This is a genomic window from Hoeflea sp. CAU 1731 (assembly GCF_039888615.1).
In the GTDB taxonomy this organism is placed as follows: Bacteria; Pseudomonadota; Alphaproteobacteria; order Rhizobiales; family Rhizobiaceae; genus Flavimaribacter.
Genome location: NZ_JBDQQS010000006.1, coordinates 52,697 through 78,927 on the forward strand (window position 1 = coordinate 52,697; position 26,231 = coordinate 78,927).

A 26,231-nucleotide genomic window follows, 5' to 3' on the forward strand; every position below is an offset into this window, starting at 1 on the left:
GTTGCGCTATTGATAGAAACGCTCCTACATAACTGCGGGAGATAAGAATGCTGAATATTACGTTCCTGTTTCTGATATGTGCGTTGTTCGCCGGGACTGCGATCGCTTACCTGATCGGCGCCAGTTCGGTAATTGGATTCTGGGTAACCGGAAAAGACGGCTTCCTGGCAGCCCTGCCACAGCGTGTTTTTAGTCAACTTGACGTCTTCGCATTCCTTGCAATGCCGCTGTTCATTTTCGTCGGCGAACTGATGAACAGAGGGGGAATTGCGGATGCCCTCATCCGCTTTTCCATGTCGATCATGGGCAGATTCAAGGGCGGGCTGGGTCATGTAAATATCCTGACCAGCGTCTTTTTTGCCGGGGTTTCCGGTTCTGCAACGGCCGATGCGGCTGCTTTGGGCAACACACTCGTTCCGGCTATGGAGCGAGAGGGTTATACAAGAGACTACGCGGCAGCCGTGACCGCTGCATCGTCAATCATCGGCCCCATCATTCCGCCCAGCATCATTCTCATCTTCTATGGCGCTTTGATGAATACATCGGTTGTCGCGCTCTTCGCTGCCGGAATCGTCCCTGGCCTGTTGCTCGCGATTGTCCTGATGATGATAAATGCCATCTTTGCGATGAGGCAGGGGCATCCGGGAGGCAAAGATGCAGAGGTTCCTCCTTTCCTGAAATCCCTTGCTGTCGCACTGCCTGCGCTTACGCTTCCAGTAATAATACTGAGCGGGATTCTATTTGGAATCATGACGCCGGCCGAAGCGGCGGGCATGGCGGTAGTAGCGGCGGGAGCGGTCGGGGCAGTGTACGGCAAGCTCAATATGGGCGAGGTCGTCGGCGCCATCCAAAGGACAGTTATCCTAACAGGCGCAATATTTGTAATTCTCATCGCAATTGCGACGTTTGGTTATCTCTCGTCCCTTCTTCAAATCCCGCAGAAGCTGGGATCGTCGGTCGAAGCAATGGGACTTGGGAAAACGGGATATCTTCTGGTTCTGAACGTGGTTTTTCTCGGAGCCGGAATGATCATGGACGTCAAGGCTGCTGTTGCGTTGTTGGGTCCGCTGCTCATCCCGCCCGCTATCGCTCTGGGTGTTGATCCGACTCATATGGGTATTGTTGTCGGATTCAATCTGACTGTCGGTCTTCTTACTCCACCTCTCGGTGGAGTGCTGCTTATACTCTCGACGGTTGTGGGTATGAACTATTGGCGGCTGGTCCGTGCCGTTATTCCCTTCCTCATAGCGGAGATTGCTCTCCTGCTTCTACTTATCCTCGTACCGGATATCACTCTTGCACTACCGAGAGCGCTCGGTTTTGTCGACTAGATTGCGAAACTACTCACTCGTAACAAGGAGAAGAAGATGTTGAAATCAATAGTGATTGCATTGGCGGTTTTGTTCGTCCCGGTATCAAGCTACGCCGACGATGTGTTGATTGCGCTGTCGGGAACCGAAGATATCGAAAAGAACGGCGAGTATGTGTTCATCAAGGCATTTGCGGATCACCTGAAAGAGAACAGCATGAGTTCTGTTGTGCATCCTTCAAATACGCTTGGAAAGGAAAATGAACGATTCGACCAGGTATCTCAGGGGCTTATTCAAGTGAACATGGCGAATCCCGCAGTTGTTTTCAGCCTCTCACCAATCACCAAAGGACTGTATCTTCCCTTCTTCTTCAGCAATGACGCGCAGTTTGACAGCGCGCTTGGCAGCGGCCTTCTGGACGACATTAATTCAGAACTCACACCGCATGGTGTTCGTTTGGTCGGCTTCGCCATGCGTGGCGGACAAGCGGGCCTTTTCAACTCAAAACTCGATGTCGAAGAGCTTTCAGACGTCAAGAAACTTCGCCTGCGCGGCAAGGATGGCGAACAGGTTAAGATGTTCGAAGCCTGGGGAGCTTCGGGTACGATCGTCAATTGGGGTGAAATCGCAAACGCCCTGCAAACCGGTGTCGCGGACGGGTATTTCAATCCGCCTGCTTCTGCCTTGCTTTTTGGACATACGGATATCCTAAAGCACTACACGCCGCTGAATGCTGGTGTTTCGGCACGGATGATATTGGCATCGCAGGATTGGTACGAAGGCCTGACAGACGAAGAACGTGGCGTTGTGGACGACGCCGTCGCTAAGGGTATAGCTGCGAACCGCGAGTGGGCTGCCGACTGGTCCGCATCCGCGATCAATCAACTGAGTGACAAAGGTGTGACCATTGCTGACTTGGCGCCCGGTGAACGAGAGAAGTTCGTAGAAGCAAGCAAGGCTGTTTGGACGGATGTCGTTTCGCAGGACGACCTCGACAAGCTGCTCAGCGCCCGCGGCGAGCAGTAGCTCCTCCCCTCTGTCGCACGGAAATGGTTGCGATGCGCGTACTCGTCAAAATCATGAATCGGCTAAGTAACGGACTCGACCTCGTGATCCGTGTGGCAGCCGGAGTGTTCCTGCTAACCATGGTTGCATCCATCGGCCTGCAAGTCATTGCGCGTTATGTTTTCAGTTCTCCCCCTCCCTGGACTGAAGAAGCTGCGCGATTTGCGATGGTTTGGGTTGGGCTTCTGGGAGCAACTGTTTCATTCAAGGCCGGATTCGATCCCTCGCTGGTCAAACTGTCCGAGAATGTTCCAGGCTGGATCAGTTCAAGCGCGAAATGCTTGCGTGGATTATCAGTGATCCTGTTTCTTTCACCAATTCTTTGGTTTTCGATTTGGGGGCCGAACATCAACTTCGCGCGCGGCTTCTTGTCCCGTCACTATTACCTCAAGGCTGAGACGTTCGACATGTCGACGCTGCTTGTCGCGATCGGAGTGCCGCTTTTCGTCATTGTCATATTCATTCACGGTATTTCAAAAGCCATGACGGACGCGTTCGAAGCAGAAGAAAAGGTCAAGTAGATGGTTCTTGTCGAAGACGTTCGCGGCTTGAAATCCTTGGTCGATATCGCTGTTGATCTCCGCAGAGACATTCACATGCATCCCGAAACTGCATTTGAGGAGAAAAGGACGGCCGGTCTTGTCGCAGACCGCCTCCGCGAACTCGGAATAACGGTGCATACAGGTTTGGCCGGAACCGGAGTCGTGGGAGTTCTCGAAGGCCTGAAACCGGGAACTCGGACAATAGGCCTGAGGGCGGACATGGATGCCCTTTTCATCCAGGAAGACACTGGGCTGCCCTACCAGTCGATCATCGACGGCAAAATGCATGCCTGCGGCCACGATGGTCATACCGCGATGCTACTCGGTGCTGCGGAATACTTGGCGAAGCGGAACGATTTTTCTGGAGTGGTCGTCTTTATCTTTCAGCCTGCCGAGGAAAGCGAAGGCGGAGCGAGAGAAATGATCAAGGAAGGTTTGTTCCAGCGGTTCCCCTGCGATGCAATCTACGGAATGCATAATATGCCCGGCATGCCTGCAGGGCATTTTGCCATCAAACATGGCCCCCTGTTCGCCGCTGGCGATACTTGGCAGGTGGTGTTCGAGGGAACCGGTGGGCATGGTGCGTTTCCAGACCGGAGCACAGACCCATCAGCTGCGCTCGGGGCATTTCTAAGTTCTTACCAGCATATCATATCAAGACGTATTCCCGCCCGCGAGGCGGCGATTCTAAGAATCGGCTTTATCGAGGGGGGCAATTTTTCTTCGCCAAACATCATCCCATCCGAAATCCTAGTAAGGGGAACGGCGCGTAGCTACACAGCGCAAATCAGAGACCGTCTCGAGAAGAACCTGGATGATGTGGCAAGATCCTGCGCGGCGGTCTTTGGTTGCACAGCGCGCTCAAAATATCAGCGCAGGTACCCCCCATTGATCAATCACGCAATACAAACTGAGATTGCAATCCAAGCTGCCAGAAGTGTTGCCGGATCAACTGTAGTGGATGCCGACACGTCGATTCAGGGAGGTTCGGAGGACTTTGCATTCATGCTGGAAGAAAGACCTGGCGCCTACATCCTTATGGGGAATGGCGATGGACCAGATGCTCCATTCGTTCACACGCCGAAATATGACTTCAACGACGATGTCATTCCTCACGGAATCGCCTACTGGGTTAACCTGGTCGCCGAAGAACTGGATGAGTCCGTATGAACCAGATGGTTTCCAGCGAACTGGCTTCCTTCGCGGCAAGCGTACATCGAGATTCGATCTCCAAGATTGGATATGAAAGGGCGAGGACCGCCACGCTGGATTGCCTTGCTTGCATTCTTGCAGGCAGCAATTCTGAGCCGGCGAAATCCGTTCAGGGCGGCATAAGAATTAGCGGTGGCAGCGGAGACGTTCCGGTATTGGGTACGGGATTACGTTTTTCGGCTCCATTGGCTGCTTTGGCAAACGGTACTGCTGCTCATGCTCTGGATTTCGATGACAATTTCTTGCCCGGTATAACACATGCCTCTGCAGTGATAGTCCCCGCACTGATCTCGGCGTCACAACTAAAAGAAGTCTCCGTTGGAGACTATCTAGCGGCGTATTGCGTCGGTCTGGAAATGCAGGCACGAATAGGCCGCCTCGTGCAACCTCAACACTATGCCAGCGGATGGCATTCTACGTCAACGATTGGAACGATCGGGGCTGCTGCAGCCGTGGCAAAGCTAATGGAACTTCCATCCGAAAAAATACTTTCGTCGATGAGCATCGCCAGTAGCATGGCCGCGGGATCCAAGCTCCAGTTCGGCAAGACCTTGAAACCGGCGCATGCAGGAATTGCTGCGCATAACTCCGTGATCGCCGCCTGTTTGGCTGCACAAGGGCTCGAGGGGCAATCGGAATTCATCAATGGCAAATGGGGGTTTTCCGAACTCTACAACGGAAATGGCGGCCGCCTCGGTGCCGTTCCGAGGCGGTGTGACGGGGAAAACCAGTGGGCAATTGTAACCGATGGCCTTTGGATGAAGAGGTTTCCATGTTGTGCTGCATCGCACAAAGCGCTCGACTGCATACTGGATCTGAAAGAGCAAACGTCGTTTGGGCTGGATGATGTAGTGTCGGCTACGGTATGGTTGCCACCGACCTTGGCGGAGAACCTGCGTTTCGACCTTCCAAGAGATGCAAACGAAGCCAGGTTCAGTTTCTCTTACCCCGCGGCCAAACTGATTGAGAACGGAGTGCTCAATCTCAGTGATTTCGATGATAGGAAAGTCCGATCGACGGAAATCCGCCGCCACCTGAACAAATTCAAGCGGTCGTTTGCCACGGAGGCTGAAACTGCATTGGACGGAAGAGTCAGAGTGGAACTCAGGCTAATTTCCGGCGAAACCCTCGCCAGAGAAACAAATACTGTAAAGGGCAGCCCTGGAAACGAGTTTGATGTGGCAACGTTCCAGCGCAAGATAAACGACTGCCTGAGTTTCGGCCGGACCCGATCTTACGCAAAGTGGGTCTCTTCTTTTTCCCTGCTCGAACCTGACGCTTGTTTCAGCACGTGGTGCAAGCAAGCACACGGGTACCAGAACGCTGCATGAATGCGAACGATTAGCTAGCAAGACAGGCTTGTGTGTATCTCATCATTCCAACGCAAAATATTGAAAGAGTCAGCAATTCGTATCAAATTGTGCCTAGAGTTCCCGAAGACAGATTTAGCATTTTACTAACCGTATGCGTCCGGAGCCCAAGGTAAAGTCTCCACATTTTCAGTCCTGAATGGGTCGAATCGTGTCGCGCGGGATGTTTGAGCGCAATAGCGAAGGTTGACATTGCAATTGCGGCTTAACTCCCTTAGTGAGCCTTAGCTCAATGTTCGAGATGCAGGAGAGATCGGGTTAGATCCCGGCGCCGAAGGAGCAACCGCCCCGGAAACTCTCAGGCAAACGTACTGCACTCTCGATTGGCACTCTGGAGAGCGGTGATCACATTAGAGGATCATCCACCGAAGGCGAAACGGCGCCCTATGCCGGTAAGCGCTCAGGTTCCCGTGACAGAGGGGGTTGAAACGACCGCATGATGCGGTTGTGCAACCTCGAACGGGAATCAAATGTCAAAATCTCAACCTGTTATTGCCGTCATTGGCGCCGGCATTACCGGTATCACAACCGCCTATTCACTTGTCAGTCGCGGATTCCAGGTGACGGTCTTCGATCGCAATCGGTACGCAGCCATGGAGACCAGCTTCGCCAATGGCGGACAGCTGTCGGCGTCGAACGCAGAGGTTTGGAACCGATGGTCGACTGTATTCAAAGGGATCAAGTGGATGTTCACGCCCGGTGCTCCGCTGTTGATGAATCCGAGACCGAGCTTTCACAAATATTCATGGATGGCGGAGTTCATGAAGGCGATCCCGGGATACGGGCGAAACACGATCGACACTGTCAAACTGGCGATCCTGGCGCGCGACTTTCTCAAGAGCCACGCAAACCGCGAAGGGTTTGACTTTGATTGTGAAGATCGCGGGATTCTCCACGTCTACAGCAACCGGCGTGAGTTTGATCGCGCCTTGAAGGTCAACACGCTTCTCGCAATGGGCGGTCTCGAAATACACACCCGGCAGACTGGTAAAACAGCAGCCTGATCAGTGTCCACTCCCAGGGGCCCACTCCATTGGGCGATGCAAAAGTAGACCATTTGGCGCCGCAAGCGGGGAATGCCGGGAGCGAAAAGGTTGTTACAAGAGCCAGCTCGAATGAGGAGATTATCAACCATATAGTTGACAACTCTGTTGCGGAATTACAAGTTTAACCCGATTACGAACGAGAAGGTGCCCAATGAGCCGCATTGCCGCCGACTTGCCCGCCGATGAAATCTTCGTCAGACCGGCACTGCTTATCGTCGATATGCAGAACGACTTCGTTCGCGAGGGCGCACCGCTGGAAGTTCCCGATGCGCGCAAAACGGTTGCGAGCATCGCGCGGCTTGCCGAACGGTTCCGCTGCATTGGCGCGCCGGTCGTATACACGCGATTTCTTGCCCACCAGGAAGACAATCTGCTCTGGCTCTGGTCGCCGCAGTGTCACGCAGAGATCCGCTGTTGCTGGCGCGGAACGCGACGCAAGTACGCCGATACCGATAAGGCACTGGAATGCACGGATGTCATAGATGAATTGCGTCCTCAAACCGATGAACCGATCATCGACAAATACGGCTATGGCTCCTTTCACGGCACGAATCTTGACGAGTTGCTGAGATCGCTCGGCGTGCTGTCCATCATCCTGACGGGCACGGTGACCCAGATCTGTGTCGAGGAAACCGGCCGCGAGGCCTTCCATCACGGATACCGGACGACGATGGTTGAGGACGGCGTATCATCGTTTGCACCGGATCTGCAGGCAGCGACCCTCAAGAATTTTGCTATGAAGTTCGGCTGGGTTTCAGACACGGCCTCGATTCTGGACGCCCTCGAAACGGTCCAACTACAGGCAGGAACGCCCGCCTAGAGCGCGGTGCAATTAGCTCGTTTTCATCAGAGCCGACAGTGCAAAATCTACGACATGTTTACGTCGGGACGCGATCTCTTGCGGTGCATTCAGTTGCTTTCCGAAAATTGCTGACAGCGTCGGATTGTTGGAAAAGTAGAAATAGGAAATCGCGGCGATAGAAATATATACATTGATCGGATCCATGTCGTCGCGAAGCACACCTTCCGCGGCGCCGCGTTCGAGTGTTTCGCGCAAAAGTTCGACAAGAGGCCAATGCATTTCCGCCAGCTCGTCGGATTGTGCGGCATGGCGTGCGCCCTGGGCATTTTCGTCGTTGACCAGTTTAATAAATTCCGGATGTTCGAAAAGATAGTCGAACGAATAGCCGACCAGTGCTCGCATGGCCTCGACTGGTGACAGATTGCCCAGATCTAGACCCTGTTCCTTCTCGCGTATCTCTGAATACACGGTTTCCAGAGCGATCCTGTAAAGATCGTCCTTGTTGCCGAAATAGTGGTAGAGAAGCTGCTTGTTGACGCCAGCGCGATTGGCGATTTCGTCAACCCGTGCGCCAGAATAGCCTTTTGCCGCGAACTCGCTGATGGCCGTCGAAAGAAGCGCTGCGCGAGTGGCGGTGGCGTCGCGCTGTCTTGACCGTGTCGCAACCCCGGATCTTGCGATCCGTCGCTTTGACGCAGCAGCGGTACGCTCCTTGCTCATATGAATTGGTCTCCGGTTCCATTGGCGACATCGAATCTCGAAGATTGCGAAAATCGTTGAAGTGCAAAGACTTCGATGCCCGCCACATCCCTCTTAAAACGAGGTCTGGCGCCCCGTTTATCCAACAGACTGCAGCCGGGTCAATCTGGTTGACCAACAATCCAGACATATGTTAATCAACTATATAGTTACTTATGAAGACGCGGGCAATGAATCGAGCTCAACTGGTTATCCCCTTCTTCTCCCGACTGCCCCCGATTGTCTGGGCGCTGTTGCTGACCGTCGCTTTCGGAGCGCTCTACAATCCCCAGTTTCGCACTGCCGACAATGCGATGAACGTGCTCGAGCAGTCGGCGACCCTCGCTTTTCTCGCTCTCGGACAGGCTTTCGTGATCGCCGGCGGCCTTATTGACTTGTCGGTCGGGCAACTGGTCGGTCTCGTGACCGTCGTCGCCTGCATGGGCTTTGAGGCGTTGCCGGGGTGGGGACTGCCGGTCATTCTCGGTTGCCTTTTCCTTGGTGCAGTGGTCGGTGCGATCAATGGAACGCTTATCAACCACCTGCGGATGCCGCCTCTTATCCTGACCTTCGGCATGCTGAGCGTGCTGCAGGGTTGCATCTTCATGTTGACCGATCGAAGCGTCGGCAGCTCGATTCCAGCCATCGATTTTCTTGCGCATGGTCGGGTCGCTGGTATCCCGGCATCACTTATCCTCGTCATCCTCGCTACCGTGATCGCATTCTATTGCCTGCAGCGGTCGACATTCGGCTGGCACCTTCTGGCGATGGGCAACAATGCCACCGCTTCCAGAAAGGCGGGGCTGAACGTACGCGGTCTGACACTGATCGCCTATTCGGTATCCGGTTTTTTCGCCGCGATTGCAGGACTGGTTCTGGCCGGACGGCTGGGAACCGGATTTCCCAATGCGGGCAGCGGTCTCGAGCTCGATTCGATCGTCGCCGTCGTCCTTGGCGGCACCCCACTGAAGGGCGGTCGCGTCAATGTGGTTTCGGTTCTGGCTGCCGTCTTCTTTCTGGGTACGGTAAGCAATCTGTTGAATCTGATGCAGGTACCGACGTTCACGCAGATTCTGATCAAGGGCATCATCGTTATCCTGGCGATTCTACTCGAGCGGCCGAGATGGGCGGCGGCGCCGCAATGAGCGCAGGCACGTTAGCGAAACGGCCGCTGCTCAGCCGACACCTTTTGGACAAGGCCGCCGTTTGGATCGTGCTCTTCATCCTTCTGATTGCTGCCGGTTTTGTGTCGGAAGCCTTTTTGAAGCTCAACTATCTCGGCAACCTGGTGCGTCAGGCGGCGCCGATCGGGATCACGGCAGTCGGAGTCACTTTCGTGATGATCCTGCGCGGCGTCGATCTGTCGGTCGGTGCGATCGTGTCTATGAGCGCCGTGATCTGTGCTCTCGTCATGGACGGCAAGGCTGAAAATCTGTGGCTGGCCATTGGGGTTACCTGCGTCACCGGAAGCCTGATCGGGCTGGCGAACGGGCTCCTGATTGCTTACGGGCGCGTGTCGTCCTTCATCCTCACGCTCGGCATGTCGATCGTCGTCTATGGCTTGGTGCAGATGGGCACAGGCGGCACGGCGCGCGGCATCGTGTCTCCCGGTTTCAGGGAATTTCTCAATGGCCGGATCGGCAACGTGCTGCCGGTTCTGGCCATCTGCTTCCTCGTCGCCGTCATTGTCGGCGTATTCATACAGTCGCAGACGCGTTTCGGGCGCAATGTCTATCACGTCGGCGCCAACCCGGAAGCGGCGAGACTGGCCGGCATCCCCGCCGTCCAGACAACTGTCATTGCCTATTGCGTCTCGGGTCTGTTTGCCGGTCTTGGCGGCATCGCGCTGCTGGCGCGGACAGGCGTTTCGGGCACCAATCCAGGCGCCGGGATGGAGTTCGACGTGCTTGCGGCAGTCATCCTCGGTGGAACGACATTTGCCGGCGGACGCGGTGGCGTCGGAAGCACTTTCGCCGGCGTTCTTGTGCTTTTCATCGCTCTCAATCTGGCCAATGTCGCCGGACTCCCCTTCGCCGCTCAGTTGACGATCAAGGGGATCATCATCATCGCCGCCTCGGCCGCCCATGCATGGATCGGACGCAGCGGCGGTGACCGAACAGAATAAGGGAACCAGTCCAAAGGAGGACTTCGACATGACTTCTCTCAAGAGAATGCTTGCAGCGACGATGGCAGCACTTGCTGTCCTTGTATTGACCGGGCCGGGAACGGCCCAGGAGCTCGACCTCACCAAGGAATCGACCTACGACCAGATCCTGGAGTGGGCCAACGAACCGCTCGACACGTCCGAATACAAGAAGGATGGCAAGCTGAAGATCGGCGTTTCGGCCGGCTATCTCAGCAACGCCTGGATCAATTTCACTGCGCAGATGATCAAGTATGAAGCGTCGCTGCATCCGGAGATCGAGGAGATCAAGATCACGGATGCGGGCTTCAATCCGACCAAGCAGGCGGCCGATATCGACGACCTGCTGACGAGCGGCGTCGATGCGATCCTGTTCTGGCCGGTCGACGAGAAGGCGATTATGCCTGCGCTGAAGAAAGCCCACGATCAGGGCGTCGTCACCATCAATATCGGTTACAACTTCATGCGCGACCCGTCAGTCACGTCGAATGCCTATGTCAACCAGTGGGGGTACACCGAGCAGGTAGTCGACCAGTTTATCGAATCCCTCGACGGCAAGGGCAAGGTCATCGCCATGCTGCCCATCGCCGGTTCTTCGGCTGCCGTGGTCCAGCTGGCGGTTCTGGAACAGAAGCTAAAGGACAATCCCGAAATGGAATTGTTGAGTGCGGAATATGGCGACTGGGATCGAGCCAAGGCCAAGCAACTGACGGAAAACCTATTGCAGCGGTTTCCGCAGATTGACGGCGCCTTCTCGCCCGCAGGCCAGATGTCCATGGGCATCTATGAAGCCTTCGACGAAGCAGGTCGGCTCAATGAGCTGACCCTGTCGCCTGGCGACGACTACAACGGTTGGGTCAAACTCGTTGCAAACGAAGGCAAATGGGGTTCCGTCACGAGCGGCCTCGAGGTCGGACGGGCGGCCGTGCAACAGGCCGTCGATATTTTGACCGGCGCACAGACAACGACGGCCATTGTTGTGCCGACACGCTATCTCGCACCGGAGGAAGCCAGGGAACTCCACGAACCCGATCGTCCCGACGACTGGTTCAAGACCGACCTTCCGGCCGAGTACCTTCCACAGTAAGAGGGGGTCCGGTTTGGCGCTGTTGGAGACGCATGACCTCACCCGCCGGTTTCCAGGTGTGGTTGCTCTGAGGGCGGTGAATTTCACCGCCCGGGCGGGAGAGGTGCATGCGGTCTGCGGCGCCAACGGCGCCGGTAAATCCACATTGATGAACGTGCTCTCCGGAACGATTGCGCCCAGTTCCGGAAGCGTTCTGATCAATGGCGAGATGGCGAGTTTCACAACGCCTGCCGAAGCCCGCTCGGCAGGCATCGCAATCGTCTATCAGGAGTTCAGTTCGATCCCGGAACTGACCGTGGCCGACAACATTTATCTCGGACAGGAATTTCGCAAGGGCTTCGGCGTCGTCGATCACAAGCGTGCTTCGTTGGAAGCGCGCACCCTGATGAAACGCTTTCGAATCGATCTCGATCCGGATGCCGCAGTCGGGACGCTGGGCGTGGCGGACCGGCAATTGCTCGAACTGGCACGGGCACTATCCACCGATGCCCAGGTGCTTATTCTCGACGAACCGACGGGAGTTCTCTCGCTGTCGGAGCAACGCAATCTCTTCGAAGTGATCCGCACCCTCAGGGATCGCGGCATGCTCATCCTCTATATTTCCCACCGTCTCGAGGAGATCTTCGAAATCGCCGACACGGTCAGCGTCATGCGCGACGGCGAACTGGTGGCGACCAGGGAGAAAGGCTCCCTCGACCGCAAGGAACTGGTCCGCTTGATGACCGGTCACGAAGTTTCCGACACAGAGGCAATTGTCGACCCGCTTGCCGGCGGCGAAACGGTTCTGACGATCGATGGCGTCACGAGCGACGACAGCCGGATCCTGCTTGCCGAAGGCGAGATCCTGGGACTTGCCGGGCTGGTCGGAGCAGGACGGACGTCGATTGCGAGACGGCTTGCCGGTTTGCGGCCGCGCACAGGCATGACGGCTCAATTGAAAGGCAAACCGCTTCCATTCAATGCCGCCGGCGTTCTGAAGGCGGGACTGGTCTATCTGACCGAAGACCGAAAGGAAGACGGTATCTTCGGTCCACTGTCGATCCCGATGAATGCGACCGCCGCTGCCCTGGATCACTTTTCGTCAGCAGGCTTCCTGGCGCGAAGGCGCGAAAGGTTGGAGGCGGCGACCCTGTTGGAGCAACTGCGCCTGGTGGCAAGTTCTCTCGATATGCCGATCTCGTCCTTGAGTGGCGGCAACCAGCAGAAGGTTCTGTTTGCCCGTGCATTGCTGGCACAGCCGAAGGTTCTGATCTGCGACGAGCCGACCAGGGGTGTGGATGTCGCTGCACGCGAGGATATCTATCGGTTGTTGCGAGACCTTTCGAAACGGGGTGTGGCGATCATCATGATTTCATCGGAGCTCGACGAGCTGATTGCCATGTGTCACCGCATTGCCATCGTCCGTCATGGCGTCGTGCATTCGGTCGTAATCAACGAAGATCTCGACGAGCACAAACTTGTGCTTGCGGCAACCGGCAGTGACGCCGCGTAACGAGCTCTCACGCAACTGCCGGCCGGATTGTTCAGGCGCACACTGACGGGCGCCTGTCCTTCCAAGGCATCTCGGCCTCCAGCAATGTCGCGAGCGCCAGAACCGTGGCTTCGTCACCGTATCGTCCGACTGCCTGAACGCCGATCGGAATACCCGATGCCGACTGCCCGAGCGGCAGGGACATGGCCGGCTGCCCGGACATGTTGAACGGGAACTCGAACATGGCGTCAGTCCATTTCGCATTGTACTTGTCGATATCCGGTTCGGACATGTCGTAGTAACCGACCGGCCTCGGCAATTGCGTCAGGCTTGGCGTGAGGTAGATGTCATAGGGATCGAGATCCATGGCGATCTGGCGACCGATCTGCCGCACGCCCTCGACATCGGAGATGTGCCGGATCCCCGACGTCGCACGGCCGCGCTCGATAATAGCCCAGGTCACGGGCTCGACGTCGTCCTTCGTAACGGGCCGACCCACAACTGCCGAAAGCCATTCGAAAATGGCGGCGGCCTGAACACAGCTCATATGGGTATAGATCTGCCAGGCGGCATCACCGTCGATCGACAGGTCATGTTCCTCCACCGTATGTCCTGCGCCTTCAAGGACGCGAACCGTCTCCATCAGAACCGACTTGACTTCGGGATCGACGGGCCGGCCGTCGGGGGGCGTCACCGAAAAGCCGATTCTGAGCTTTTCAGGCGCAACTTTCGACAGGTCGAGCCAGCTTCGCTCCGGGGTGGGCGGCGTATAGGGATCGCCGGGCAGGGCGCCGGCGACCGCATCGAGATAGGCGGCGGTGTCGCGCACGGTCCGTGAGTTGCAAAGGAAATAGGCGCCGCCGTGCCAGACATCGGCGACCGGCGCCAGCGTAATGCGGCCGCGCGACGGTTTCAGGCCCAGCACGCCGCAGCATGATGCAGGCACACGAATGGAGCCTGCGGCGTCACTGGATTCCGCGATCGGCACCATATGCGACGCGACGGCGGCGCACGATCCTCCGCTCGATCCACCGGCCGTCACCTTCTCATTCCATGGGTTTACGGTCGCGCCGTACAGTTCTGGCTCGGTGCTGATCGACCAGCCGTTTTCCGGCGCATTCGATTTTCCGACCAGCACGAATCCGGCCTTCTTGATGCGCTTGACGACCTCCGCGTCGGCGTCCGCTATGACATCCTTGAGATAACGTGAGGAATTGGTATTCGGAGCACCTTCCCAGGCGGTCGCCAATTCTTTCAGCAAATAGGGCACGCCCGCGAAGGGAGATTGCCGGTCGATCGCCGCGGCTTCCGCCCGACCCATATCATACAGCTTATGGATGACGGCATTGAGGGCAGGGTTGAGCTTTTCAATGTTGACGATCGCCGCCTCGACGAGTTCCTCGGGCGACACCTCTCCCTTCCTAACGCGTTCTCCGAGTTCCAAACCATCGGCCTCAGAATATTCGCGGATCAGACTTTCTGTCACGGGCGCCATGACATCCTCCTCTTACTGATTGATGAATTGAGAACCGCGCTCCGCGACCATGATGACCGTCGCCATGATATTGCTTGCCACGACGTTCGGGAACACCGATGCATCGCAAATTCTCAAACGTTGAAGGCCACGGACTTCGAGCGTGGCCGGATCGGTCACGGCCATGTCGTCTACTCCCATCCGGCATGTGCTGGTAGGATGATAGATGGACTGCGATTGTGCCTGGATGAACTTGGCGATATCCTCGTCGGACCGTGCTTCGCTGCAAGGGAATACCTCCTGCAGGGCGAGGGGCGCGAGGGTTTTTGTCGATGCGATATCCCGAGACAGTTTAACGCCGCCGATCAGAGTCTGCAGATCTTCACCCCCGGGATCGGAAAGATAGTTCGGATCGATGGCCGGAGGCATAAGCGGGTCGGCCGAACGCAGCCTCAGTGTGCCCGTGCTTTTCGGACGCTGAAGGACGCTGAACATCGAAAGTCCGGGCACCGTCGACATGTAGCGGGCATGATCGCGATGCGGGGTCGGGATGCCGTAAATCTGCAGGTCCGGTTCGTCGATCTCCGGCCTCGATTTTGCCTGCCCGCCGCTGGTCGACCATGGATTGGCCATCGGTCCGCTGCGTTTGTTCGACCAGTCGACCAGCGCCTGATCGAACTCCGAAGGCGTCAGGCCGCCAATTCCGAATTTCTTCCTGGTCATGAAGGTGACGACGCAATTGAGGTGATCCTGCAACGACTCGCCCACGCCAGGCAGATCGTGCACGACATCGATGCCGTGGTGTCTCAAATGGTCGGCCGGGCCGATACCGGATAGTTGTAAGAGGTGGGGCGTATTGACCGTTCCACCGCACAGAACCACTTCGCTGTCGGCATGGGCGGTCTGCAGTTGGCCATTGTGCAGGAAGGTCACGCCACGCGCTACCGCGTTCTCGACGATGATGCGGGTGACATAGGACGACGTCATGACGGTAAGATTTGGCCGAGCTCGAACCGGGTCAAGAAACGCCGTTGCGGGGCCGTGACGCTCTCCATCCTTCATGAAAACCTGGAAAAACCCGCACCCAAACTGGTCGCCGCTGTTGAAGTCCGGATTGTAGGGCAGGCCGTACTCCTGGGCCGCCTCCACCCAAAGCTTTTCCGAAGGATCATGCTGGGGAACGTCGACAACCAGAAGTTCGCCGCTGTCGCCATGCGTGGGGGAGCCGCCGAGACGCGGATTGTTCTCGGATTTCCTGAACCAGGGAAGCACATCGTTCCAGGACCAGCCCGGGCAACCCTTGGCCGCCCAGCGATCATAGTCGGACGGAGATCCGCGCATATAGACCATTGCATTGGTCGATCCCGACCCACCGAGCAATTTACCGCGTGGCCAGGCGATGCGACGGCCCATGCAATGGGCCTGCGGCGTGGTGTGATATTTCCAGTCGTACTCGGTATCGATCAGGCTGATCCATGCGCCGGGCATGCAGGCTGCCTCCGGCATGTCGCCGGGTCCTGCTTCGAGCAACAGTACTTGCCTGGCCGGGTCGGCGGTAAGGCGATTGGCCAGCACGCACCCTGCGGCTCCGCCCCCTACGATTATCGTGTCGAAGGTGTCCATTTTTGCAATCACCCAGCGCGAATTATTAGAACCCGCGCGAAGAGTATTTTCGGTTGAGATCGATTGTCAACTAACTAGTTGGTTTGAATAAGACAGAGTTATCTTTCAGCCTCTCGTTGAGGATGAGGTCTGACGAACAGAGCAAACTGAATTAGATTATCTCTGCATCGTTGCGCCACTTGACCGCCCGAAAATTTGATGCATGATATATCAAATAGCATTTTTGCCGATTTAAGGCAGGGCGACGGTCGTTGCAGGAATTGCGGCGGGGAACAGAAAACCAACAAGGAGAACCACTATGAGACTATGCACAGCCTTGGCTTCAGCACTTGCTCTCGCGGCAGTGACTGTTGCGGTTCCAGCGAACGCGGCGGACTGGGCGCCGTTCACCATCGTCCCGGATGGCGCCGACAAGCAGCCGATGGAGCCGATTGAATACACACCCCTCGAAAAGGCTTCCAAGAAATGGAATCTTTGCGTTCTGTTCCCGCATCTGAAGGACAGCTACTGGGTGGCGTCCAACTATGGAATTGTCGACGAGGCTCGGCGCCTTGGCGTGCGCGCCTATACATTCCAGGCGGGCGGATACGATCAGTTGCCAAAGCAGTTGTCGCAATTCGACGACTGTCTGGCGTCCAATCCTGACGCCATACTAGTGGGGGCCATCAGTGAAGGCGGCATCGCTGGACGTCTGAAAGCCGGCATGGACCAGGGACTGCCCATTATCGCGGTGGCGAACCCGATCTACGACACACCCATCACAGCGCTGATTACGACAGACCATTACCAGAAGGGTTTTCTTTCCGGAAAACACCTGGTTGAAGTTCTCGGTGAGGACGGAGGCAAGGTTGTCGCTTTTCCCGGACCGCAGAACTCCGGATGGGCGGAAACCTACCTGAAGGGTTTCGAAGCGGCCATCGCGGATACGAAGGTCGAGATGCTCGAAGCCAAATACGGTGAAGCGGGTGTTGCAGAACAGCTGAATCTGATCGAGGACGCGCTTCAGACCTATCCGGAAATGAATGCAATCTGGGGCGGAGCGCCAACAGCAGAAGCGGCGTTGAGCGCTGTGGCCGAGGCCGGTCGCGACGACATCAAGATCGTCTCGTCCTGGGAAGACCAGAAAATGCCCGACCGCATCAAGGAAGGCAAAGTCTTAGGATTCTCAGCGGAATATCCGGTGATCTTGGCCAGGATCGGAGTGGATCTGGCCGTGCGGGCGCTTGAGGAACAGCCGATCGAGCTTTTCGTCGAGCATCCGGAAGTAAGGGTGCTCCGGGCTACTCCCGGTATGGTGACCGCCGACAACATAGACGAAGTCGACCTTACCGAGATCTATGCGCCGAAAGACTGGCAGCCGGTGTTCGATACCGAATAAACAGGTTCCCTTCCGAGCCTGCCGCCGCGCTTCTGCGCGGCGGCGTGAAATCCTGCCCGATTGAAGCTAGCATACGAAGCAGCCGGCACGTATCGCATTTCCGACAGCGTGCACTCCGGCTCTCGATCAGAAACGGCCACTATTTGCGATGGCGGACGCCCCCAAACTTCTGGATATGACATCGATCACCAAGCGCTACGGCCCATCGCTCGCGCTTGATCAAGTCGATTTCGATCTGCGCGCGGGAGAAATCCATGTGCTGTTCGGGGAAAACGGGGCCGGCAAGAGCACTCTGATCAATGTGATCACCGGCAACGTGAAGCCCGAGGCTGGCAAATACATTCTGGAAGGGGCGCCGATATCGGACATGACGCCCCAACAGGCGCGCAACCTGGGGATTTCCGCTGTATTCCAGGAATTCAGCCTCATACCCGACCTATCGGTCGAGGAGAATCTCTTCCTTGGTAGGGAGAAATCGCGGTCCGGCTTTCTCAACAAGGCGGTGATGCATCGCGAGGCGCAGGATTTCGTCAAGAAGCTGGGCTTCGAAATCCCCCTCGAACACCAGGTCAGCGACCTGCCGCGCGCACAGAGACAGATGGTGGAAATCGCCAAGGCTCTTTTCGGAAAGGCGCGGATCTTGATACTCGACGAGCCGACCGCCTCTCTCACCGACGCCGACGCGGACATCCTCTTTGATCTGCTGGCGGATGTGAAGGCGGAGGGAATCGGCATCATTTACGTGTCGCATCGCATGCGGGAGATCCGCATGCTGGCCGACCGCGTCACAGTGCTTCGCGGCGGCAAGAAGGTGGCGACCGTTGACGGAACAGACATAACGGAAGACCAACTGGTCGAAATGATGGTCGGACGGCATGTCGGCGAACTGTATCCCAAGATCACGCACCAGCCCGACAAGGTGATGCTCGATATCCAGCATCTCTCCAGCGCCGACGGAAATGTTCGCGATGTGTCGCTGAATGTGCGGTCCGGGGAGATCGTCGGTCTCGCCGGCCTGGTCGGTTGCGGCAAGGGTGAGGTGGGACGGCTGGTCTTCGGCCTCGACGAGATCGCCTCTGGACGTGTTTCGATCGATGGCTCTGAAGTGACCGTAAAATCCCCGAGATCGATGTTGCGTAAGGGCGTATGCTACTTTCCTGCTGACCGGGGTACTGACGGGCTCGCGTTCAATCGGCCAATTCGCGAAAACGCATCTGCGGCTGCGCTCGATCTGAAATCGATCGGCGGAAGCGGCTGGCTGCACCGGAGCAGCGAAGCGAGTAAAGTCAGGACGGTGCTGGAGAAGCTCCATGTACGCCCGCTGCTTCCCGAACAGCTGGTCGTTCAGTTCTCCGGCGGCAATCGCCAAAAGGTCATGCTGGCGCGAGGCCTGATGCGGGATTTGAAGATCTTCCTGTTCGACGAGCCGACCGTCGGCATCGACGTGGGCGCCAAGGTGGAGATCTACGAACTGCTGCGCGATCTGGCGCAAGGCGGCGCCGCGATCCTGCTCGTCTCGTCCGAACTGCCTGAAATCCTCAATCTGTCGAACCGGATTTATGTCATGCATGACGGAGAGGTCGTCCGTCATCTCGAGGGCAAGACGCGAACCGAATCGGAAGTGCTCAAGAGTTTCTTTGGACGCGAGAAGGAAGGTGTGACCTGATGACGATGGGTGTTTCAACCACCATCCGCATCAAGAGATTTCTAGCCAATGGCGGCCTGGTCCTGCTGCTTATCGCGGGCATTGTCTTTATAACATACCTGATACAACCGCGTATCCTGGCCTATCAAAACGTGATCAACGTTTTGCGCAACACCGCGATCCTTTCCATCATCTCGATGGGGCAGATGCTTGTGATGATTGTCGGAGGTTTCGATCTCTCAGTGGGCGTGCTGGTTGCCTTCGCCTCGATAGAGACGGCGATCGTGATGGGCTGGATGCTGCAAATAATGCCAGACCTCGCGCCGCTGGCGATCGTCCTGTCGGTCCTGATAGCGCTCGGCACCTGCGGTATGATCGGAATGGTCAACGGCATGCTTGTCGCCGTCCTCTCGCTGTCGCCCTTTCTCGTCACGCTCGCCATGAGCTCCGTCGTCGCCGGCGTGACATTTTATATCACGAAAGGCATTCCGATTTACGGGATGCCGGAGTCGTTCACGATCGGGTTCGGTCGGGGTTTTATCTTCGGCGTTCCGACAGTGATCGTGATCGGTCTGGCGACCGTTCTGATCATATTCGCCATGCAACGCTTTACGGCGTTTGGTCGCCATGTCTATGCGGTCGGAAGCAATCCTGTCGCCTCGCGCCAGTCCGGTATCGGTGTGACAAGGACACTGATGCTCATCTATGGCATCAGCGGAGTAACCGCGGCTTTGACCGGCGTCATTCTGACTGCGCGTATAGGGTCGGGCCAGTCAACTATCGGCTCATCTTTTGTTCTTGAATCGATCGCGGCGGCGGTTCTCGGCGGCGTATCGCTGATGGGTGGCTCCGGACGCGCGGAACGCGTGGTTGCAGGCGCGCTGTTCTTGTCAATTGTCTCCAACGCGATGAATCTGCTCAGAATTGACAGCAAGTTCCAGACTCTTGTTCTGGGTGCGGTGCTGATCGCAGCGGTGTGCGCGGAGCTGTTCCTGAAGGGGAGACGTGAACGTGGCTGATACGCTGTTTTCCTCGCACCTGGCATTTCTGCAGCGGCTGGGTCCGCTCCAGCGGCTGCTTCCCAGCATCTTCGTGTTCGCCGGTTTCGCAATGTATCAGCCGACGGTGATCTCGACAGGAAACCTTTGGAACATAGCGATCCAGACGAGCTATCTCGCAATATTCACAATGGGACAGGTCATCGTTCTGCTGACGGCCGGTCTGGACCTCTCCATCGGTCTGACGGTTTCCTATGTCAGCATCACTGCGGCCCTTGCGATGATGCAGGCGGTGGATTCGCCGACGTTGGCGCTGCTGATCTTCCTTTCGACAGGGCTGATGCTCGGCGCGGTGATTGGAGCCTTCAACGGGTTTTTCGTTGCCGTGGTCAATATCAATCCTTTCGTTGTCACCCTGGCGACCTTCAACATCCTGCTGGCGCTCAGCTCTACGATCACGGATGGTTTTCCGGTGAGCGGATTCCCGCCGCTGATCGGCGAGGCTCTCGTCAACACGGAAATATTCGGCATTCCCATTCCGATCGTTATCATCGCGGCGCTTCTCCTTGTCGTCCACATCCTGCTCAGCCGCTCGGTGTTCGGCCGCAGCCTTTATCTGATCGGTTCCAATCGCCGTATGGCTTTCACAGCCGGAATCAATGTCCGCCTGCACCTGCTCGGCGCCTATACGCTGTGTTCGGCGCTGGCGGCGATCGGAGCGCTACTGCTGACGGCGCGAGCTGGTTCGGGTGAGCCGAATTTCGGGGGCAGTCTCGCGCTGGAGACGATCGCCGCGGCGGTCATCGGCGGAGCCCGCTTGCGCGGCGGAGAAGGCGGCGTGGCGTCCGCGATTACCGGAGCGCTTTTTGTCACCGTCCTGTCGAACGGCATGAATCTGGCCCGGATCGACGGCTACATCCAGCAATTCAGCATCGGCGCGATCATCATACTCAGTCTGATCGTTGACCGGTACTCGCATTCAAACCGTTCTTCCTGAGGTCCCGAGTACATGGCATTCCAGGCTTGCATTGATATTGGCGGAACTTTCACGGACTGCCTCGTATCGGATGAATCCGGACGTATCACTCTGCACAAATCGCCAACGACGCCAGGCGTGTTTCAGAAGGGTTTCATTGACGTGCTGCATGTGGCGGCGGCGGACCGCGGCTATGAGACCGCCGAATTCATAAAGCAGATCGATCTCATCGTTCACGGATCCACGGTTTCAACCAACGCCCTTGTGGAACGCAAGGTCGCCCGCACAGGCGTCCTTCTAAACGAAGGGCACGAGGACATTCTCGTACTGCGCGAAGGTCCGCGCAAGGGCGCCTTCGAGTGGAAGCTCGACTATCCCGAACCCTATGTCAGCCGCAACCTCACTGTGCCGATCCGCGGTCGTATCGACGCGCGCGGCAATGTCGTGACTCCGCTTAGCGATCACGACGTGATTGCTGCAGTCGAGAAGTTGCGCCGTCGTGGAGTCGAGGCCCTGGCGGTCGGCTTTCTCTGGTCGGTCGTCAATCCGGAGCACGAACTTGCTGCGCGCGAAATCATCAAGCGCGGGTGGCCTGACGTTTCGGTGACGCTCAGTCATGAAATCAATCCGATGCCGCGCGAATACAAGCGTGTAATCGCCGCGGCGATCGATGCTTCGATCAGCCCGATCGTGCGCAGCTATGTGGAGGCGCTCGAGGACGCTCTGGCGACCGAGGGCTTTGAAGGCAAGCTGCTGCTGGCGAACTGTATTGGCGGCATGATGCCGGTTCCGGAGATGATACGGCGGCCGATATACAGTGTTATGTCGGGTCCCACGCTGGCGCCCATGGCGGCGCTCGCGCTGACGGAAGAACCGGACGTCATCGTGGGCGACATGGGTGGAACGACTTTCGACGTCTCGGCGCTTCGCAATCATCAGATCATCGTAACTCCCGATTCCATGATCCATGACGACTCACTTGGCATCCCGAAAGTCGACGTGCGATCGGTCGGCGCTGGCGGTGGCTCAATCGCGCGTGTCGACCAGGGCGGCCTGCTTCACGTCGGACCGCAAAGCGCGGGCGCTTATCCAGGGCCGGCCTGTTACGGCAACGGCAACAAGGAAGCGACGGTGACGGACGCCAACATCGTTCTTGGCATCATCGATCCTGACTTTTTCCTGGGGGGGCGAATACAGCTGGACAGAAGCCTCGCGGAAAAAGCGGTGCAGGGCGTTGCGGACAGGCTCGGCGTTGATCTCGTGCGCGCTGCTTACGCCATACACACGACCTCGAACCACAATATGGTCGCGGCAATCGAGGAGATCACAATCCGTGAAGGGATCAACCCTCGCGAGAGCTACTTCGTGTGCGGTGGCGGCGCCACTTCCTGTCACATAGCGGAGATGGCCGACATACTGAAACTCAAGCGTTACATGATCCCCTGCCATGTCGCGGGTCTCAGCGCATTCGGCGGCCTAATCTCCGACATACGATGGGAACAGAGCGGCGTCGCGGCGACGGACAGCCGGCAGTTCGAGCCCGCAGCAGTCAACCGACTTCTGGACCGGCTTCAAAAGGACGGCGCAGAATTCCTCGCCAGCGCCGGGATTCCGCCGGAGCGGCGGCGTTACGAATTTTCCTTCATGGGGCGCTACGAATATCAGTCCTGGGAGATTGAGGTCGAATTCCAGCGCGATGGCGATATCACGACGTCCGATCTGCCGGATTTCATAGAAACGTTCCATCGCATGCATGAACGAATCTATTCGATCAGGGCCGACAAGGATGTCGTCGAATTCATCACCTGGAAGGTCAGGGCGATCGGTCATCGCGCGGAACAGAACCTCTATCGAAAGTTCACACTCGAACGCCAGACTGAGAGTCCGACGCCGAAGACGACGCGACCGCTCTACTTGGCGGAGATAGACGAGATCGCGCAGACGCCGGTTTTCGACGGTGAGAACATCGGCGCGGACGCACGGTTCGACGGCCCTTGTATCATAGAGACGTCGAGTTTTACGGCCTGGATCAAGACCGGCCATAGCGTACGCACCGACGAATACGGCAATTTCCTCGTCGAAATCGAATGAGACGGATCAGGAGAGCATCATGAAAGCCGAAGTTGCAGAAGGAGTCATAAGCGAACTGCGTGGCGATCCGATGCTCATGTCCGTGCTGAAAAGCCGGTTCGAGGCGATTGTCCGCGAGATGACCCTGGTGGTGATGCGAGCCAGCCGATCTGCAGTGATCAAGAATGCCCGCGATTTCAGTTGCGCCATTCTCACCTACGACCACCGCATCGTGTCAACGGAAGACGCATTGCCGATCCACGTTGCGTCGATGGATCTCGTAACACGGCCGATCACCGAGCTTTTCGATGACATCCGCCCCGGCGATATCTTTCTGAACAACTCGCCCTATTATGGCAGCACGCATCACGCTGACTTCACGCTTTGCATGCCGGTCTTCTTTGAGGGCGAGCCGCTGTTCTGGGCGATGGCGCTCTCGCACCACGCCGATACCGGCGCGCCGGTTCCCACGACCTACCTGCCTTTCGCCAAGACAGTGTACGAAGAGGGCATACATTTTCCCTGCGTCCGCATCATGAGGGACTATAAGGAAATCGATGACGTCATCCGCATTGGCCTGACGCGCAACCGGGTTCCGGAATTGTGGCTCGGCGATCTGCGGGCGCAGATCGGCGCCTGCAAGACGGCCGAACGACGGCTAGGCGAACTGCTTGGCAAATATGGTCGTCAAGGCATCGCCGATTTCGTCGAGGACTGGTTCGACTACGGCCGCACGATGGCGATATCGGAAATCAGGAAGCTGCCGGCAGGCGTGTACGAATACGAGACGCGCCACGATCCGGTGCCCGGTGTAGCGGATGAGGGCATTCCCGTGCGCGTCAAGGTCGAGATCGAGCCCGAGGAAGGTTTCATCACAGTAGACGTGCGCGGCAATATCGACAACGTTCCGGGCGGGCTTAACATTACCGAGAACACCTGCACCGGATCCTGCAGGATGGGCGTTTTCAATAATATGGACGCCGATATCCCGCACAATTACGGCAGCGCCAGCCGGATCAAGGTGTTGATGCGCGAGGGTAGCGTCATCGGCAAGCCGCGATATCCGGTAGGGACCTCCGTCGCCACGACGAATGTCAATGACCGCCTGATTTCCGCTGCCAGTTGTGCGTTTTCGGAGATAGGCGCTCCATATGGACAGGCTGAAGGCGGACAGCATTTGCCGGTGGGAATTGGGGTCGTTTCGGGGCTCGATCCCTTTAAGGACAACCAACCTTATGTAAATCAGGTATTTGTCGCCTATTCGGGCGGTGGCGCACGTCAAGGTTATGATGGCTGGTTGACCTATTGCGGACCCGCCAATGGCGGCATGATCAATCTCGATTCCGTGGAAATCGACGAGGCCATGTATCCGTTCATCATCGAGTCTCGCGGCGTTCGCAAGGATACGCAGGGTTTCGGAGAGTTCGAAGGATCACCTGGAGTCGGCGGTGTCTTCTATCCCGTCAACCACGATATGACGCTTGTCTATGCAGCCGATGGGACGACATTTCCGCCACGCGGAGTATTGGGAGGACATCCTGCAGCCGCGACGTCCAGCGAGAAAATGCTGGCGGATGGTGACATCGTTCAACTGCCGGCCTTCAACGAAGAGGTTTGCAGGGAAGGCGAAAAATTCGTGTTCCTTGCCTGCGGCGGCGGCGGTTACGGCGATCCATCGAAGAGAGCGCCGGATCGAGTTCTGAGAAGCGTAAATCTCGGTTGGCTGAGCGTGGAGAAAGCTGCCGAGATTTATGGCGTGAACGTGCGGTTCGACGAAGAGCAAGCCGCATATTTGCTGGCCTGAAATCCGTCAATCCAATGCGTCGTCCTGGATGCATTCCTGACCATTGCCAATCAAGACGGAGTGACAGATGACGTTCTCCAATTCACCCGGCGATTTCGAAGCCGCCGACAGACGATCACACTTCCATTCGCAGACCAATCCCATAGCGCATCTGGCAGATGGGCCATTCACGATCGTGCGAGGCGAAGGGCCATACGTCTTCGACCTTGATGGCCGGAAATATCTGGACGCCGTCTCTTCTCTCTGGTGCGCCAGCCTGGGTTTCAGTGACAGGCGTCTTGCGGAGGCCGGCGCCCGCGCGCTGGAAACGCTGCCGGTCTACCATACGTTCAATCACCGTGCGAACCCGGCCGTTTCGGAATTGTCCGGCGAGATTGCGGCAATGGCGCCGATTCAGGACGCGCGCGTCTTCTTTGCCAATGGCGGATCGGAGGCTGTCGATTCTATGGTGAAGATGGCCTGGTATTATCATAGCGCCCGCGGAGAACCGTCGCGCCGAACCATCATTTCACAGACCGGCGCTTTTCACGGGTCGACTGTGATGGCCGCTCGTCTGGGCGGCTTGCCGGCCATGCATGCCTCGTTCAATCTGCCCGACTGCCACGTCGCATATGTCGGAAGGCCACATTTCTATCGTGACGGACTCGACGGAGAGAAAGAGGCAGACTTCACTGATCGCCTCGTAGCCGAACTGGAGGCCTTGATAATCGAACGGGGACCGGAAACGATAGCGGCGTTCATTGCAGAACCGGTCATGGGCGCGGGCGGCGTGATCGTGCCTCCGGACGGATATCTGGCGGCAGTCCAGACCGTGCTCAGGAAATACGGCGTCCTGTATCTGTCCGACGAAGTCATCTGCGGCTTTGGGCGGACCGGACAATGGTTCGGATGCCAGTCGGTCGGCGTGGAGCCTGACATGATGTCTGTCGCCAAGGGGCTTTCTTCGGGCTATGCGCCGATTGGCGGCGTGATCCTGTCCGGGGCTGTTTTCGAGACGATCGCCGGGGAAGCGGACCGCAACGGTGTCTTCAGTCATGGTTTCACCTATTCAGGCCATCCGGTGACCTCGGCGATCGCCCTGGAAACGTTGCGCATCTACAAGGAAATGAACCTGCCGGCGCGCGCCGGCGAACTTGGTCTCCTGCTGGGTGAAGGATTGCGCACCGTCGCCGAGCATCCACTGGTCGGGAATGTGCGCCGGCTCGGATATCTGGCAGGCGTCGAACTTGTCACCGAACGGAATGGGCCTGTACCGTTTTCACCGGAGATGAAAGTTGGCGCTGCGGTCGAACGGCGGTCGCGGGAACAGGGGCTTATAATCCGAAATCTCGGAGACGTCATTGCAATTTGCCCGCCCTTCATCACGTCGCCGGAAGAAGTGGACTTCATCGTCGAGGCTCTCGTCCGCACGCTCGACGCCGTCCAACGCGACCTTAAGCGGCACTGAAACCCGGCTATTCCTACCTCAACGGGAAAA

Annotated in this window: 20 protein-coding genes, 1 pseudogene and 1 riboswitch; of the genes and pseudogenes, 18 read left to right on the forward strand and 3 right to left on the reverse strand. The window is 57.3% G+C overall.

Annotated elements, in window-relative coordinates:
- Positions 1-47 precede the first annotated feature (47 nt).
- The 7 genes and pseudogenes from AAFN47_RS11345 (at position 48) to AAFN47_RS11375 (ending at position 7,365) form a co-directional block, all read left to right on the forward strand.
- On the forward strand, positions 48-1,331 hold the full coding sequence (locus AAFN47_RS11345) for a TRAP transporter large permease (RefSeq protein ID WP_499809342.1): 1,284 nt from the start codon (positions 48-50) through the stop codon (positions 1,329-1,331).
- Between the two features lie 36 nt (positions 1,332-1,367).
- Entirely contained in the window at positions 1,368-2,336 is a 969-nt protein-coding gene (locus AAFN47_RS11350) for a TRAP transporter substrate-binding protein (RefSeq protein ID WP_499809343.1), read from the forward strand.
- A 32-nt stretch (positions 2,337-2,368) separates the two neighbouring features.
- A complete protein-coding gene (locus AAFN47_RS11355; RefSeq protein ID WP_499809344.1) occupies positions 2,369-2,896 on the forward strand; it encodes a TRAP transporter small permease in 528 nt (175 codons plus the stop codon).
- Positions 2,897-4,087: a M20 aminoacylase family protein gene (locus AAFN47_RS11360; RefSeq protein WP_499809345.1), complete on the forward strand. Its 1,191-nt coding sequence runs from the start codon at positions 2,897-2,899 to the stop codon at positions 4,085-4,087.
- Positions 4,084-5,460: an MmgE/PrpD family protein gene (locus tag AAFN47_RS11365; protein ID WP_499809346.1), complete on the forward strand. Its 1,377-nt coding sequence runs from the start codon at positions 4,084-4,086 to the stop codon at positions 5,458-5,460. The genes AAFN47_RS11360 and AAFN47_RS11365 overlap by 4 nt, the downstream gene beginning before the upstream one ends.
- Before the next feature lie 273 nt (positions 5,461-5,733).
- Positions 5,734-5,823, forward strand: a riboswitch (glycine riboswitch).
- A 146-nt stretch (positions 5,824-5,969) separates the two neighbouring features.
- Positions 5,970-6,467: pseudogene (locus AAFN47_RS11370) on the forward strand (FAD-dependent oxidoreductase); the annotation flags it as partial.
- Positions 6,468-6,696: 229 nt separating this feature from the next.
- Complete coding sequence (locus AAFN47_RS11375; protein WP_499809347.1) at positions 6,697-7,365, forward strand: cysteine hydrolase family protein; 669 nt, start codon at positions 6,697-6,699, stop codon at positions 7,363-7,365.
- A gap of 12 nt (positions 7,366-7,377) precedes the next feature.
- Here AAFN47_RS11375 and AAFN47_RS11380 read toward each other — a convergent pair whose 3' ends face one another.
- Positions 7,378-8,067, reverse strand: a complete 690-nt coding sequence (locus AAFN47_RS11380) for a TetR/AcrR family transcriptional regulator (protein ID WP_499809348.1) — start codon at positions 8,065-8,067, stop codon at positions 7,378-7,380.
- A gap of 209 nt (positions 8,068-8,276) precedes the next feature.
- On the opposite strand from AAFN47_RS11380, the gene AAFN47_RS11385 reads away from it, so the two are divergent.
- The 4 genes from AAFN47_RS11385 to AAFN47_RS11400 are packed head-to-tail and all read left to right on the forward strand — an operon-like array spanning position 8,277 to position 12,807.
- The gene (locus tag AAFN47_RS11385) at positions 8,277-9,230 is read left to right on the forward strand and encodes an ABC transporter permease (RefSeq protein ID WP_499809349.1); all 954 of its coding nucleotides are present in this window, start codon (positions 8,277-8,279) and stop codon (positions 9,228-9,230) included.
- Positions 9,227-10,210, forward strand: coding sequence for an ABC transporter permease (locus AAFN47_RS11390; RefSeq protein WP_499809350.1), 984 nt, complete (start codon positions 9,227-9,229; stop codon positions 10,208-10,210). The genes AAFN47_RS11385 and AAFN47_RS11390 overlap by 4 nt, the downstream gene beginning before the upstream one ends.
- Before the next feature lie 28 nt (positions 10,211-10,238).
- On the forward strand, positions 10,239-11,315 hold the full coding sequence (locus AAFN47_RS11395) for a substrate-binding domain-containing protein (protein ID WP_499809351.1): 1,077 nt from the start codon (positions 10,239-10,241) through the stop codon (positions 11,313-11,315).
- Positions 11,316-11,328: 13 nt separating this feature from the next.
- Positions 11,329-12,807 (forward strand): sugar ABC transporter ATP-binding protein, encoded by a 1,479-nt coding sequence (locus tag AAFN47_RS11400; RefSeq protein ID WP_499809352.1) that lies wholly within the window; start codon positions 11,329-11,331, stop codon positions 12,805-12,807.
- Positions 12,808-12,838: 31 nt separating this feature from the next.
- On the opposite strand, the gene AAFN47_RS11405 is transcribed toward AAFN47_RS11400, so the two are convergent.
- On the reverse strand, positions 12,839-14,281 hold the full coding sequence (locus AAFN47_RS11405) for an amidase (protein ID WP_499809353.1): 1,443 nt from the start codon (positions 14,279-14,281) through the stop codon (positions 12,839-12,841).
- Between the two features lie 12 nt (positions 14,282-14,293).
- Positions 14,294-15,883, reverse strand: coding sequence for a GMC family oxidoreductase (locus AAFN47_RS11410; protein ID WP_499809354.1), 1,590 nt, complete (start codon positions 15,881-15,883; stop codon positions 14,294-14,296).
- Between the two features lie 298 nt (positions 15,884-16,181).
- Between AAFN47_RS11410 and torT the strand changes: the two genes are divergently transcribed.
- From torT to AAFN47_RS11445, 7 genes are all read left to right on the forward strand, one after another.
- On the forward strand, positions 16,182-17,261 hold the full coding sequence (torT, locus tag AAFN47_RS11415) for a TMAO reductase system periplasmic protein TorT (RefSeq protein WP_499809355.1): 1,080 nt from the start codon (positions 16,182-16,184) through the stop codon (positions 17,259-17,261).
- A 148-nt stretch (positions 17,262-17,409) separates the two neighbouring features.
- Positions 17,410-18,927, forward strand: a complete 1,518-nt coding sequence (locus AAFN47_RS11420; RefSeq protein WP_499809356.1) for a sugar ABC transporter ATP-binding protein — start codon at positions 17,410-17,412, stop codon at positions 18,925-18,927.
- Positions 18,927-19,925: an ABC transporter permease gene (locus AAFN47_RS11425; protein WP_499809357.1), complete on the forward strand. Its 999-nt coding sequence runs from the start codon at positions 18,927-18,929 to the stop codon at positions 19,923-19,925. Before AAFN47_RS11420 ends, AAFN47_RS11425 begins: the two co-directional genes overlap by 1 nt.
- Positions 19,918-20,901 (forward strand): ABC transporter permease, encoded by a 984-nt coding sequence (locus tag AAFN47_RS11430; protein WP_499809358.1) that lies wholly within the window; start codon positions 19,918-19,920, stop codon positions 20,899-20,901. Before AAFN47_RS11425 ends, AAFN47_RS11430 begins: the two co-directional genes overlap by 8 nt.
- Before the next feature lie 12 nt (positions 20,902-20,913).
- Positions 20,914-22,971 carry a hydantoinase/oxoprolinase family protein gene (locus AAFN47_RS11435; protein ID WP_499809359.1) on the forward strand — a complete coding sequence of 686 codons (2,058 nt, stop codon included), beginning with the start codon at positions 20,914-20,916 and terminating at the stop codon, positions 22,969-22,971.
- Positions 22,972-22,990: 19 nt separating this feature from the next.
- Positions 22,991-24,754, forward strand: coding sequence for a hydantoinase B/oxoprolinase family protein (locus tag AAFN47_RS11440; RefSeq protein ID WP_499809360.1), 1,764 nt, complete (start codon positions 22,991-22,993; stop codon positions 24,752-24,754).
- A gap of 67 nt (positions 24,755-24,821) precedes the next feature.
- Positions 24,822-26,201, forward strand: a complete 1,380-nt coding sequence (locus AAFN47_RS11445; protein WP_499809361.1) for an aminotransferase — start codon at positions 24,822-24,824, stop codon at positions 26,199-26,201.
- The last annotated feature ends 30 nt before the right edge of the window (positions 26,202-26,231 follow it).

What these genes read in the sequence shown, in the direction of transcription:
- AAFN47_RS11375 (WP_499809347.1), top strand. Translation starts at nt 6,697, where the DNA reads ATGAGCCGCATTGCCGCCGACTTGCCCGCCGATGAAATCTTCGTCAGA.
- AAFN47_RS11365 (WP_499809346.1), top strand. Translation starts at nt 4,084, where the DNA reads ATGAACCAGATGGTTTCCAGCGAACTGGCTTCCTTCGCGGCAAGCGTA.
- AAFN47_RS11405 (WP_499809353.1), bottom strand. Translation starts at nt 14,281, where the DNA reads ATGGCGCCCGTGACAGAAAGTCTGATCCGCGAATATTCTGAGGCCGAT.
- AAFN47_RS11435 (WP_499809359.1), top strand. Translation starts at nt 20,914, where the DNA reads ATGGCATTCCAGGCTTGCATTGATATTGGCGGAACTTTCACGGACTGC.
- AAFN47_RS11410 (WP_499809354.1), bottom strand. Translation starts at nt 15,883, where the DNA reads ATGGACACCTTCGACACGATAATCGTAGGGGGCGGAGCCGCAGGGTGC.
- AAFN47_RS11390 (WP_499809350.1), top strand. Translation starts at nt 9,227, where the DNA reads ATGAGCGCAGGCACGTTAGCGAAACGGCCGCTGCTCAGCCGACACCTT.
- AAFN47_RS11425 (WP_499809357.1), top strand. Translation starts at nt 18,927, where the DNA reads ATGACGATGGGTGTTTCAACCACCATCCGCATCAAGAGATTTCTAGCC.
- AAFN47_RS11445 (WP_499809361.1), top strand. Translation starts at nt 24,822, where the DNA reads ATGACGTTCTCCAATTCACCCGGCGATTTCGAAGCCGCCGACAGACGA.
- torT (WP_499809355.1), top strand. Translation starts at nt 16,182, where the DNA reads ATGAGACTATGCACAGCCTTGGCTTCAGCACTTGCTCTCGCGGCAGTG.
- AAFN47_RS11350 (WP_499809343.1), top strand. Translation starts at nt 1,368, where the DNA reads ATGTTGAAATCAATAGTGATTGCATTGGCGGTTTTGTTCGTCCCGGTA.
- AAFN47_RS11360 (WP_499809345.1), top strand. Translation starts at nt 2,897, where the DNA reads ATGGTTCTTGTCGAAGACGTTCGCGGCTTGAAATCCTTGGTCGATATC.
- AAFN47_RS11380 (WP_499809348.1), bottom strand. Translation starts at nt 8,067, where the DNA reads ATGAGCAAGGAGCGTACCGCTGCTGCGTCAAAGCGACGGATCGCAAGA.
- AAFN47_RS11385 (WP_499809349.1), top strand. Translation starts at nt 8,277, where the DNA reads ATGAATCGAGCTCAACTGGTTATCCCCTTCTTCTCCCGACTGCCCCCG.
- AAFN47_RS11355 (WP_499809344.1), top strand. Translation starts at nt 2,369, where the DNA reads ATGCGCGTACTCGTCAAAATCATGAATCGGCTAAGTAACGGACTCGAC.
- AAFN47_RS11440 (WP_499809360.1), top strand. Translation starts at nt 22,991, where the DNA reads ATGAAAGCCGAAGTTGCAGAAGGAGTCATAAGCGAACTGCGTGGCGAT.
- AAFN47_RS11395 (WP_499809351.1), top strand. Translation starts at nt 10,239, where the DNA reads ATGACTTCTCTCAAGAGAATGCTTGCAGCGACGATGGCAGCACTTGCT.
- AAFN47_RS11420 (WP_499809356.1), top strand. Translation starts at nt 17,410, where the DNA reads ATGGCGGACGCCCCCAAACTTCTGGATATGACATCGATCACCAAGCGC.
- AAFN47_RS11345 (WP_499809342.1), top strand. Translation starts at nt 48, where the DNA reads ATGCTGAATATTACGTTCCTGTTTCTGATATGTGCGTTGTTCGCCGGG.